The sequence below is a fragment of the Pseudomonas sp. NPDC089406 genome (assembly GCF_044900265.1).
GTDB lineage: Bacteria > Pseudomonadota > Gammaproteobacteria > Pseudomonadales > Pseudomonadaceae > Aquipseudomonas > Aquipseudomonas fakonensis.
This window is the reverse complement of the sequence record NZ_JBJDNC010000010.1, coordinates 143,294-155,217: the sequence shown is the minus strand read 5'-3', so window position 1 is coordinate 155,217 and position 11,924 is coordinate 143,294. Positions and strand designations below refer to the sequence as shown.

Here is an 11,924-nt window from a genome sequence, read left to right as displayed (position 1 = left end):
TAAGCTGTGATCGCTGTGAGCTTGAATTGCTCGGTGTACTTTTCCATCGATCCCCCAAGGGTTGGATTGGTGTCCAACTTTTGGGGGGCAGTCCAGGGGGCGGTGCAGGTTCAGCGTTTGTGCACGCAACGCCCGGCAGCGTAGGTTTCGCGCACGGTGCGGTCATCGCCCAGGGTGGTCAGCACGAACAGGGTCTCTTCAATGCTTTTGGATTGCTGTATGCGGTAGTCCAGCAGCGGCGTGGCCTTGTAGTCCAGCACCACGAAGTCGGCGTCGTTGCCCGGGCGCAGGCTGCCGATGCGGTCGTCCAGGCGCAGCGCGCGGGCGCCGCCCAGGGTGGCCAGGTACAGCGACTTGAACGGGTGCAGGCGCGCGCCTTGCATTTGCATCACCTTGTATGCCTCGTTCAGCGTGTTCAGCAGCGAGAAGCTGGTGCCGGCGCCCACGTCGGTGCCCAGGCCCACGTTGACCTTGTAGCGCTCGGCCTGGGGCAGGTTGAACAGGCCGCTGCCGAGGAACAGGTTGGAGGTGGGGCAGAAGGCGATGGCCGAACCGGTCTCGGCCAGGCGCTGGCATTCGCTGTCGCACAGGTGCACGCCGTGGGCGAACACCGAGCGCTCTCCCAGTAGCTCGAAGTGGTCGTACACGTCCAGGTAGCCGTTCTGCTCGGGGAACAGCTCTTTTACCCAGTCGATTTCCTTGAGGTTCTCCGACAGGTGGGTGTGCATGTAAACGCCCGGGTGCTCCTTGAGCAACTTACCGGCCGCGCTCAATTGCTCCGGGGTGCTGGTCGGCGCGAAGCGCGGGGTCACCGCATAGTGCAGGCGGCCCTTGCCGTGCCAGCGCTCGATCAGCGCCTTGCTGTCGCGGTAGCTCGACTCGGCAGTGTCGGTCAGGTAGTCCGGGGCGTTGCGATCCATCATCACCTTGCCGGCGATCATCCGCAGGTCCAGGCGCTGGGCCTGCTCGAACAGGGCGTTGACCGACTCGGGGTGCACGCTGCCGAACACCAGCGCGGTGGTGGTGCCGTTGCGCAGCAGCTCCTCGATGAAGATCTTCGCCACCTGGTCGGCGTGGGCCTTGTCGGCGAACTGCTTCTCGCAGGGGAAGGTGTAGGTGTTCAGCCAGTCCAGCAACTGCTCGCCGTAAGAGCCGATCATGCCGGTCTGCGGGAAGTGGATATGGGTGTCGATGAAGCCCGGGGTGATCAGCGCGTCCTGGTAGTGCAGCACTTCGATGTCGGCAGCCAGGCTGGGCAGCAGCTCGCTGGCAGGGCCGACGGCGCTGATGCGGCCGTCGTCGATCACCAGCAGGCCGTCCTCGTAATATTCCTGCGACGCCTCCAGGCCCACTTCGGCGGGGTCGGCGATGCTGTGCAGGATGGCGGCGCGGTAGGCTTTGCGTGTAGCGGTCATTGAATACGCTCGTCAGAGGGCTTGGCTGCGCCGGGAAGGCGGCAGCAACTGGGCAATGGGGCCGGCATTGGCGCCAGCGTCGTGCTGGCCAAAGCAGGCGTTGTAGGTGGCAATGATCTCGGCGGCAATGGACACGGCGATCTCGATCGGCAGCTTGCCTTTGACCTCGGCCAGGCCCATGGGGCAGCGCATGCGCGCCAGCAGGGCATCTTCGAAGCCGCGCTCGCGCAGGCGGTGTTCGAACTTGACGCGCTTGGTCTTCGAGCCGATCAGGCCGAACCAGGTGAAGTCGTTGCGCTTGAGAATGGCGGCGGTGAGTTCCAGATCGAGCGCGTGGTTGTGGGTCATGACGATGCAGTAGCTGCCGGCGGGCAGCTCGGCGATTTCGTCCACCGGCTCTTCGCTGATGATTTTGCTCACCCCTTTAGGGATGTGCTCGGGGAACTCCTGCTCGCGCGAATCGATCCAGCGCACCCGGCAGGGCAGGGCGGCGAGCAAGGGTACCAGAGCGCGGCCGACATGGCCCGCGCCGAACACGGCGATTTCGGCCTGCACCCCGGTCATGGGTTCGAACAGCAGCACGGTGACGCCGCCGCAGCACTGGCCCAGGCTGGCGCCGAGGCTGAAGCGCTCCAGGTGCGGGGTGTGGCGGTGTTCTTCGAGCATCTGCCGGGCGATGTGCAGGGCCTTGAACTCCAGGTGGCCGCCGCCGATGGTGTCGTACAGCGCGCTGGCGCTGACCACCATCTTGGAGCCGGCATTGCGCGGGGTGGAGCCGCGCTCTTCGATGATGGTTACCAGCACGCAGGGTTCGCCGCGGGCTTGATGGTCGGCGAGGGCGTTGATCCATTGGTGCATGATTCAGATCCTCTCTGGCGATCGACACGACCCTGTGGGAGCGGGTTCACCCGCGAACAAGGGCGAAGCCCTTGCCATGCACCGCGGTGCTGGCTTCGCGGGTAAACCCGCTCCCACAGGGATTCCTCGCTATTACGGATGGGCGGTTTCCAGTTCAGCCTCGGCAGGTTGCGCCGCAGCCTGCGCCTTGCGCATCTGCTCGCAGCCCCACAGCACCCGTTCCGGCGTCGACGGCGCGTCGATGTTCGGCTGCACGCGGTAGTCGGCGATGCTCGCCACCGCATCCTTGATCGCGCACCAGGCGGCGATGCCGAGCATGAACGGCGGCTCGCCCACGGCCTTGGAGTGGAACACCGTGTCCTCGGGGTTCTTGCGGTTTTCCACCAGCTTCACGCGCATGTCGATGGGCATGTCGGCCACCGCCGGGATCTTGTAGCTGGCCGGGCCGCTGGTCATCAGCTTGCCCTTGGCGTTCCACACCAGCTCCTCGGTGGTCAGCCAGCCCATGCCCTGGATGAAGCCGCCCTCTACCTGGCCGATGTCGATGGCCGGGTTCAGCGAGTCGCCCACGTCGTGCAGGATGTCGGCGCGCAGCATCTTGTACTCGCCGGTCAGGGTATCGACGATCACCTCCACGCAGGCGGCGCCGAAGGCGTAGTAGTAGAACGGCCGGCCGCGCGCCTGGCTGCGGTCGTAGAAGATCTTCGGCGTGCGGTAGAAGCCTGTGGTCGATAGCGACACCTGGGCGAAGTAGGCCTGCTGCACCAGTTGCTCGAAGCTGACGATCTGGTCGCGGGCGCGCACATGGCCGTTGCGAAACTCCACGTCTTCCTCGGTCACGTTGAAGTGCCGGGCGGCGAACTCGGTCAGGCGCTTCTTGAGAATTTCGGCCGCGTTCTGCGCTGCCTTGCCGTTCAGGTCGGCGCCGCTGGAGGCGGCGGTCGGCGAGGTGTTGGGCACCTTGTCGGTGTTGGTGGCGGTGATCTGGATACGCTTGAAGTCCACCTGGAATACCTGCGCCACCACCTGCGCCACCTTGGTGTTCAGGCCCTGGCCCATCTCGGTGCCGCCGTGGTTGAGGTGGATGCTGCCGTCGGTGTAGATGTGAATCAAGGCACCGGCCTGGTTGAGGAAGGTGGCGGTAAACGAGATGCCGAATTTTACCGGGGTCAGTGCCAGGCCTTTTTTCAGCACCGGGCTGTTGGCGTTGAAGCGGCGGATCGACTCGCGGCGCTCGAAATAGTCGCTGCTGGCTTCAAGGTCGGCGGTCATCTCTTCGAGCATGTTGTGCTCGACGGTCTGGTAGTAGTGGGTGACGTTGCGCTCGGTCTTGCCGTAGTAGTTGGCCTTGCGCACCGCCAGCGGGTCCAGTGCCAGGTGGCGGGCGATGTGGTCCATCACCTGCTCGATGGCCACCATGCCCTGTGGGCCGCCGAAGCCGCGGTAGGCGGTGTTGGAGGCGGTGTTGGTCTTGCAGCGGTGGCCGTGCACGGTGGCATCGCCCAGGTAGTAGGCGTTGTCGGAGTGGAACATGGCGCGGTCGACGATCGAGCCGGACAAGTCCGGCGAGTAACCGCAGTTGCCGGCCAGGTCGAAGTTGATGCCATGCAGGCGGCCCGTGTCGTCAAAGCCCACGTCGTACTCGACGTAGAACGGGTGGCGCTTGCCGGTCATCATCATGTCCTCCACCCGCGGCAGGCGCATCTTGGTTGGCTGGCCGGTCAGGCGCGCGATCACCGCGCACAGGCATGCGGGGCTGGCGGCCTGGGTTTCCTTGCCGCCAAAGCCACCGCCCATGCGGCGCATGTCGACGACGATCTTGTGCATGGGGACATCCAGCACCTCGGCTACCAGCTTTTGCACCTCGGTGGGGTTTTGCGTGGAGCAGTAGACGATCATGCCGCCGTCTTCGCCGGGCATCACCGAGCTGATCTGGGTCTCGAGGTAGAAGTGCTCCTGGCCGCCGATATGCAGGTTGCCCTGGATGCGGTGCGGGGCGCAGGCCAAGGCGGCGGCCGAATCGCCGCGCTGGTGGGTGTGGCTGTCGAGCACGAAGTGCTTCTTGCGCAGCGCATCGACCACATCCAGCACTGGCTCCAGGTCCTCGTACTCGACGATTGCAGCCATCGCCGCGCGGCGCGCGGTGTCCAGGTCGCGGGCGGCCACGGCGAGCACCGGCTGGCCGAAGAACTCGACCTTGTCGATGGCCAGCAGCGGGTCGCCGGCCACCACCGGGCCTATGTCTTTCAGGCCCGGGATATCCTCGTGGGTGATGGCGATGCGCACCCCCTCGAACTGGTAGCAGGGGCTGGTGTCGATGCGCAGGATGCGCGCATGGGCGCGGTCGGCGGTGCGCGCATACACATGCAGCTGGTTGGGGAATTCCAGGCGGTCGTCGATGTACACCGCTTCGCCGGCCACGTGCTTGTCGGCGCTGTCGTGCTTGAGGCTGCGGCCGACCCCGGTGGTCAGGTCCTGGCTGAACAGTGCGGCCATTTCGGCCTGGCTCTTGACGGCATGATGGTTAGACATAAGCGGTCACCCGGGTTTCGATGTGCGGCGATTGCAGTTCGATGAAGTACTTGCGCAGCAGGTTCTGTGCGGTCAGCAGGCGGTATTCGCGGCTGGCCCGGAAGTCGCTGAGCGGGGTGAAGTCTTCGGCCAGGGCCTGGCAGGCACGCTCGATGCTGGCCTGGGTCCAGGGTTTGCCGCGCAGCGCGGCTTCACAGGCGCGGGCGCGCTTGGGGATGGCCGCCATGCCGCCGAAGGCCAGGCGCACGTCACTGACCAGGCCGTTTTCCAGGCGCAGGTTGAAGGCGGCGCACACTGCAGAAATGTCATCGTCCAGGCGCTTGGAAACCTTGTAAGCGCGGAACGTCCAGGCGTTGCTGGCGCGCGGCACGATGATTTTCTCGATGAACTCGCTGTCCTGGCGTGCAGTGACGCGGTAGTCGATGAAGTAGTCTTCCAGCGCCAGGGTGCGCTGGCGCTCGCCCTGGCGCAGCACGATCTGCGCGTCCAGGGCGATCAGCAGGGGCGGCGAGTCGCCGATCGGCGAGGCGTTGCCGATATTGCCGCCCAGGGTGCCCTGGTTGCGGATCTGCAGCGAGGCGAAGCGGTGCAGCAGGGCGCCGAAGTCGGGGTATTCGGCGTTGAGCGCGCCGTAGCAGTCGGTCAGCGGGGTGGCGGCGCCGATCTCCAGGTGGGTGGCGGTCTTGTCGATGCGCTTGAGCTCGGCCACGTGGCCGACGTAGATCATTACCGGCAGGGTCTTGTGAAACTGCGTGACCTCCAGGGCCAGGTCGGTGCCGCCGGCCAGCAGGCGCGCTTCGGGGTGCGAGCTGTACAGGTCGGCAAGGTCGGCCACGGTCAGCGGCACCAGGCAGCGCTTGTCGCCAGTGTTCAGCTCGCCGGTCTGCTGCGGGGCGATGGCCTTCAGGCGGGCGAGGGTCTGCGCTTGTTGTGCGTCGAACTGGTCCTGGCAGGGGCGGGCGCAGCTTTGTTCGGCGGCGTCGAGGATCGGCCGGTAGCCGGTGCAGCGGCACAGGTTGCCGGCCAGGGCTTCCTGGGCCTGGTGCAGGTCGTGGCCCTGGCTGTTCTTCTGCAGGGCGAACAGCGACATGACGAAACCCGGGGTGCAAAAACCGCACTGCGAGCCATGGCAGTCGGCCATGGCCTTTTGCACGCTGTGCAGTTCGCCCTGGTGCTTGAGTCCTTCGACGCTGATCAGTTGCTTGCCGTGCAGGGAGGATACGAACGTCAGGCAGGAGTTGAGGCTGCGGTAGCGCAGGCTGTCGTTGCCCAGTTCGTCCTGGACCCGCTCGCCCACCACCACGGTGCAGGCGCCGCAGTCGCCGCTGGCGCAGCCTTCCTTGGTGCCGGGTTTGCCCAGGTGCTCGCGCAGGTACTGCAGCACCGTCATGTTCGGGTCCAGGGCGTGCTCGCTGTGCAGCGCCTGGTTGACGAGAAACTGGATCACGGGGAAGGCCTCGCAATGGTTTTATTGTTGTTCCGGCGGACTCTAAGCAACCGCTGACCCCGTGGTCAATAAATTTTTGACTCAAAGGTCAGGATTTTGCCCGGGTGCCGCCCGAACCGCCGCAATGTGCCTTTTCCCAAGCATAGTTCGCGCCGGGCGCAAAGGTTGACCTTGCGGTCACACAAAGCACCTCGCGCAAGCAGCAAGTGCGCTACAATCGCGCGCTTGTGCACAGCCTCCCGATTTTGAAGGAAAACCATGACGTTCAAGGCGCCGGACAGCCTCTCTGAGCAGATAGCCCACTACCTGGCCGAGCGGATCATCCGCGGCGAACTCGCGCCCGGCGAGCGCATCCAGGAGCAGAAGGTCACCCAGGCACTCAACGTCAGCCGCGGCTCGGTGCGTGAGGCGCTGCTGATCCTCGAACGCCGCCACCTGGTGGCGATCCTGCCGCGCCGTGGCGCCCACGTGACCGAGCTGGACGAACACAACATCCGCAGCCTGTGCACGCTGATGGGTGAGCTGTACATCTTGCTGGGCAACGCCGTTGCCCAACATTGGCGCCTCGAGGCCGACCTGCGCCCGTTTTTGGAGATCCAGCAGCGCCTGCAGCAGGCCCATGCCCGCGGTGATATCGAGGCCTTCGTCGCCGACAGCTTTGCGGTGATGCGCGCTGCCTACCCGTTCGCCAACAACCCGTACCTGCAGGAGACCGTCGAGAACCTGCACCCGGCCATGAGCCGCGCCTACTACCTGGCGCTGGACCAGCGCCAGGCCAACATGGACGATTACCTCAGCCTGTTCGCGCGCCTGCTCGAAGTGGTGGTCGCCCGCGACCTGGCAGGTATTCGCGAGGTACTCGCCGCCTATTGCCAGCGCAGTTGCGAGCTGGTGCTGGCGGCCATGGCGCGGGCCTGACCGATGCGCCTCAAGTGCATTCGCCTGGCCGGGTTCAAGTCGTTCGTCGACCCCACCACGGTAAACTTCCCCAGCAACATGGCCGCCGTGGTGGGCCCCAACGGCTGCGGCAAGTCCAACATCATCGATGCGGTGCGCTGGGTGATGGGCGAAAGCTCGGCGAAAAACCTGCGTGGCGAGTCGATGACCGACGTCATCTTCAACGGCTCCACCAGCCGCAAGCCGGTCAGCCAGGCCAGCATCGAGCTGGTGTTCGACAACAGCGACAACACCCTGGTGGGCGAGTACGCCGCCTACGCCGAGATTTCGATCCGCCGCAAGGTCACCCGCGACGCACAGAACACCTACTACCTCAACGGCACCAAGTGCAGGCGCCGCGACATCACCGACATCTTCCTCGGTACCGGCCTGGGCCCGCGCAGCTATTCGATCATCGAGCAGGGCATGATCAGCAAGCTGATCGAGGCCAAGCCTGAGGAGCTGCGCAACTTCATCGAAGAGGCGGCCGGCATCTCCAAGTACAAGGAGCGCCGCCGCGAGACCGAGAACCGCATCCGCCGCACCCAGGAAAACCTCGCCCGCCTGACCGACCTGCGCGAAGAGCTCGAGCGCCAGCTCGAACGCTTGCAGCGCCAGGCCCAGGCCGCCGAGAAGTACCGCGAGTACAAGGCCCAGGAACGCCAGCTCAAGGCGCGCCTGTCGGCCCTGCGCTGGCGCGACCTGGACGAGCGCGTACGCCAGCGCGAAACAGTGATCGGCGACCAGGAGGTGGCCTTCGAGGCGCTGGTGGCCGAGCAGCGCAACGCCGATGCCAGCATCGAGCGCCTGCGCGATGGCCACCATGAACTGTCCGAGCGCTTCAACCAGGTGCAAGGCCGCTTCTATTCGGTGGCTGGCGATATCGCCCGGGTGGAGCAGAGCATCCAGCATGGCCAGCAGCGCCTGCGCCAGTTGCAGGACGACCTGAAAGAGGCCGAGCGCACCCGCCTGGAAACCGAATCGCACCTGGGCCATGACCGCACCCTGCTGGCCACCCTCGGCGAAGAGCTGGCGATGATCGAGCCCGAGCAGGAACTGACCCTCGCCGCTGCCGAAGAGGCCGCCGCCACGCTGGAAGAAGCCGAGCTGGGCATGCATGGCTGGCAGGAGCAGTGGGACAGCTTCAACACCCGCTCCGCCGAGCCGCGCCGCCAGGCCGAAGTGCAGCAGGCGCGCCTGGCGCAGCTGGAAAGCAGCCTGGAACGCCTGGCCGAGCGCCAGCGCAAGCTGGGCGAAGAAGGCGAGCAACTGGGCGCCGACCCGCAGGACGCCGAAACGGTTGAATTGGCCGAGCAACTGGCCAGCAGCGAAATGCTGCTTGAAGAACTGCACCTGCAAGAGCAGCAGGTGGTCGAGCAGTTGGAAGGCGTGCGCGAGCAATTGCAGCAGGCAAGCCAGGCCCAGCAGCAACAGCAAGGCGACCTGCAACGCCTGGGCGGCCGCCTGGCCTCCCTCGAGGCCTTGCAGCAGGCCGCCCTGGAACCAGGTGCCGGCGCCGCCGACTGGCTGCGCGCCCAAGGGCTGGAGCAGCGCCCGCGGCTTGCCGAAGGGCTGCGGGTCGAGCCCGGTTGGGAGCTGGCGGTCGAGACAGTACTCGGCGCCGACCTGCAGGCGGTGCTGCTGGATGACTTCGCCAACCTGGATTTCAACCAGCTGGAGCAGGGCGAACTGCGCCTGCTGCTGGGGGCGGGCGAAGGCACGCGTATCGCCGGCAGCCTGCTGGACAAGGTCGAGGGGCGTACTGACCTGTCGCCTTGGCTGGGCCAGGTGCGGCCGGTAGAAAGTTTGGAGCAGGCCTTGGCCCAGCGTGCCTCGCTGGCTGATGGCCAGAGCCTGGTCAGCCGTGATGGCTACTGGGTTGGCCGGCACTTTTTGCGGGTCAGCCGCGGCGGCGAGTCCCAGGGTGGGGTACTGGCCCGCGGCCAGGAAATCGAGCGCCTGGGCGAGGAACAACTGGCACAGCAAGCGCTGCTCGAACAGTTGGACGAGCAGTTGCAGCGCCTGCGCGAGCAGCAGCTCGAGCATGAAGAACAACGCGAACAACTGCGCCGCCAGGGCCAGGACGAAGGCCGCCGGCATGGCGAGCTGAAGGCGCGGCTGTCTGCCGGCCGTGCCCGTGCCGAGCAGCTCGAGCTGCGCCGCCGGCGCTTGCAGGAAGAACTCGCCGAGCTGCAGGAACAGCGCGCCATCGAGCACGAGCAGTTGGGCGAAGCCCGCCTGCTGCTGCAGGAAGCCCTGGAGCTGATGGCCCAGCACACCGAGCAGCGCGAGCAACTGATGGCCCGCCGCGACACCCTGCGCGAAGGCCTCGACCGCGTGCGCCAGGAGGCCCGCCAGCACAAGGACCACGCCCATCAGCTGGCCGTGCGCCTGGGGTCGCTGCGTGCCCAGCACGACTCTACTCGCCAGGCCCTGGAGCGCCTGGAGCAGCAAGCCGCGCGCCTGAGCGAGCGCCAAGAGCAACTGAGCCTGAACCTCGAAGAGGGCGAAGCCCCGCTCGAAGAACTGCGCCTGAAGCTCGAAGAACTGCTGGAGCGGCGCATGGGCGTGGACGAAGAAATGCGCCAGGCGCGCCTGCACATGGACGAAGCCGACCGTGAGCTGCGCGACGCCGAACGCCGCCGCACCCAGGCCGAGCAGCAGGCGCAGATGCTGCGCGGCCAGCTGGAGCAGCAGCGCCTGGAATCCCAGGGCCTGGACGTGCGCCGCAAGACCTTGCAGGAACAATTGCTCGCCGACGGCTACGATCTTCAGGGCGTGCTCGACACGCTTGAAGCTGATGCCAGCGAACAAGGCACTGAACAGGAACTTGAGCAGGTCGAGGCGCGTATCCAGCGCCTGGGCGCGATCAACCTCGCGGCCATCGAAGAATATGAGCAGCAGTCCGAGCGCAAGCGTTATCTGGATGCGCAAAACGCCGACCTTGTGGAAGCGCTGGAGACCCTGGAGAACGTCATCCGCAAGATCGACAAGGAAACCCGCAACCGCTTCAAGGATACCTTTGATCAGATAAATGCCGGATTACAGGCACTTTTCCCAAAAGTTTTCGGTGGCGGCAGCGCTTATCTGGAACTGACGGGCGAAGATTTACTCGATACTGGGGTGACGATCATGGCGCGCCCGCCGGGCAAGAAGAACAGCACCATCCATTTGCTGTCCGGCGGCGAAAAAGCACTCACTGCCCTGGCGCTGGTGTTTGCCATCTTCAAATTGAACCCGGCGCCGTTCTGCATGCTCGACGAAGTCGACGCACCGCTGGACGACGCCAACGTCGGGCGTTATGCCCGCCTGGTCAAGGAAATGAGTGAAACCGTGCAGTTCATCTACATCACCCATAACAAGATTGCCATGGAAATGGCCGATCAATTGATGGGCGTGACCATGCATGAACCAGGCTGTTCACGTCTTGTTGCAGTTGACGTGGAGGCAGCCATGGCCATGGTCGATGCGTGATTCACGCAGATCGGGCGCTATCGTGCAGGTATTTGCCCCTGGCAAATGCGACAGACGGTGTAAAGTTGCCTTTGGTCGTGCTAGCTTTATGTCACTTGTTTTTTGCGTGGGTAAAACGCCTGTCAGAACATAGAGTTGGCGCCACGTGTTAAAGGCCTTTGAAGCCTTTGTTTTCAAGCATATTTTTTATAGAGGCACGGGATTACATGGAAATCGGTCTGCGCGAGTGGCTGATCGTCATCGGCATCATTGTCATCGCCGGTATTCTTTTTGATGGCTGGCGCCGCATGCGTGGCGGCAAGGGCAAGCTGAAGTTCCGCCTGGACCGCAGCTACGCCAACGTGCCGGACGACGAAGGCAGTGCCGAGGTGCTCGGCCCGTCCCGCGTGCTGGATACGCAAAAAGAACCTGAGCTGGACGAGACCGACCTGCCGTCGGTGAGCGCCCCTGCCCGTGAACGCGAGCGTGAGCGCGAAGCCAAGCCGGCCAAGCCCAAGCGCGGCAAGCGCAACAACAGCGAACCGCAACAGGGCGACCTGAACCTGGCCGCCGAACAGCGCGAGCCCGACCTGTTCGCTGACAGCGATGAGGACTTCGCCGCCGACAACAGCCGCAACAGCGGTTTCGCCGCCACTGGCAACGCCGCCAAGGACCTGCCGCCGGTGGAAGAGGTGCTGGTGATCAGCGTCATTTCCCGCGACGAAAACGGTTTCAAGGGCCCGGCCCTGCTGCAGAACATCCTGGAAAGTGGCCTGCGCTTCGGCGAAATGGACATCTTCCACCGCCACGAAAGCATGGCCGGCCACGGCGAAGTGCTGTTCTCCATGGCCAACGCGGTCAAGCCCGGCGTGTTCGACCTGGACGACATCGACCATTTCAGCACCCGTGCGGTGAGCTTCTTCCTCGGCCTGCCTGGCCCGCGTCACCCCAAGCAGGCCTTCGATGTAATGGTTGCCGCCGCCCGCAAGCTCGCCCATGAGCTCAACGGTGAACTGAAGGATGACCAGCGCAGCGTGCTGACCGCCCAGACCATCGAGCACTACCGCCAGCGCATCGTCGAGTTCGAGCGCCGCGCGCTGACCCAGAAGCGCTAAGTATCCAGGCACGCGGGTCCAGCCTCGGCCCGCGCTGCGATGATTCAGGCAAGTGAGTAGCCAGGGGCTGGTGCTGTCACCTCTATCGATCGGGGCTGCTGTGCAGCCCATCGCGGGCAAGCCCGCTCCTACAGGTAATACGCGACCCCTGTAGGAGCGGGCTTGCCC

The 11,924-nt window shown here is 65.1% G+C and carries 7 protein-coding genes; 3 read left to right on the top strand and 4 right to left on the bottom strand.

Annotated elements, in window-relative coordinates; translation table 11 throughout:
• Positions 1–110: 110 nt before the first annotated feature.
• From guaD to xdhA, 4 genes are all read right to left on the bottom strand, one after another.
• Positions 111–1,415 carry a guanine deaminase gene (guaD, locus tag ACI2KK_RS09930; RefSeq protein WP_404668805.1) on the bottom strand — a complete coding sequence of 435 codons (1,305 nt, stop codon included), beginning with the start codon at positions 1,413–1,415 and terminating at the stop codon, positions 111–113.
• 12 nt (positions 1,416–1,427) lie between these two features.
• Complete coding sequence (xdhC, locus tag ACI2KK_RS09925) at positions 1,428–2,273, bottom strand: xanthine dehydrogenase accessory protein XdhC (protein ID WP_404668804.1); 846 nt, start codon at positions 2,271–2,273, stop codon at positions 1,428–1,430.
• Positions 2,274–2,405: 132 nt separating this feature from the next.
• Positions 2,406–4,805: a xanthine dehydrogenase molybdopterin binding subunit gene (gene xdhB, locus ACI2KK_RS09920; protein ID WP_404668803.1), complete on the bottom strand. Its 2,400-nt coding sequence runs from the start codon at positions 4,803–4,805 to the stop codon at positions 2,406–2,408.
• Positions 4,798–6,252 carry a xanthine dehydrogenase small subunit gene (gene xdhA / locus ACI2KK_RS09915; protein WP_404668802.1) on the bottom strand — a complete coding sequence of 485 codons (1,455 nt, stop codon included), beginning with the start codon at positions 6,250–6,252 and terminating at the stop codon, positions 4,798–4,800. The genes xdhB and xdhA overlap by 8 nt, the downstream gene beginning before the upstream one ends.
• Positions 6,253–6,510: 258 nt before the next feature.
• On the opposite strand from xdhA, the gene ACI2KK_RS09910 reads away from it, so the two are divergent.
• The 3 genes from ACI2KK_RS09910 to zipA all read left to right on the top strand — a co-directional run bounded on the left by ACI2KK_RS09910 (position 6,511) and on the right by zipA (position 11,756).
• Positions 6,511–7,170 (top strand): GntR family transcriptional regulator, encoded by a 660-nt coding sequence (locus ACI2KK_RS09910; protein WP_217885860.1) that lies wholly within the window; start codon positions 6,511–6,513, stop codon positions 7,168–7,170.
• Positions 7,171–7,173: 3 nt separating this feature from the next.
• Positions 7,174–10,662 carry a chromosome segregation protein SMC gene (gene smc, locus ACI2KK_RS09905; protein WP_404668801.1) on the top strand — a complete coding sequence of 1,163 codons (3,489 nt, stop codon included), beginning with the start codon at positions 7,174–7,176 and terminating at the stop codon, positions 10,660–10,662.
• 206 nt (positions 10,663–10,868) lie between these two features.
• A complete protein-coding gene (gene zipA / locus ACI2KK_RS09900; protein WP_404668800.1) occupies positions 10,869–11,756 on the top strand; it encodes a cell division protein ZipA in 888 nt (295 codons plus the stop codon).
• Positions 11,757–11,924 lie beyond the last annotated feature (168 nt).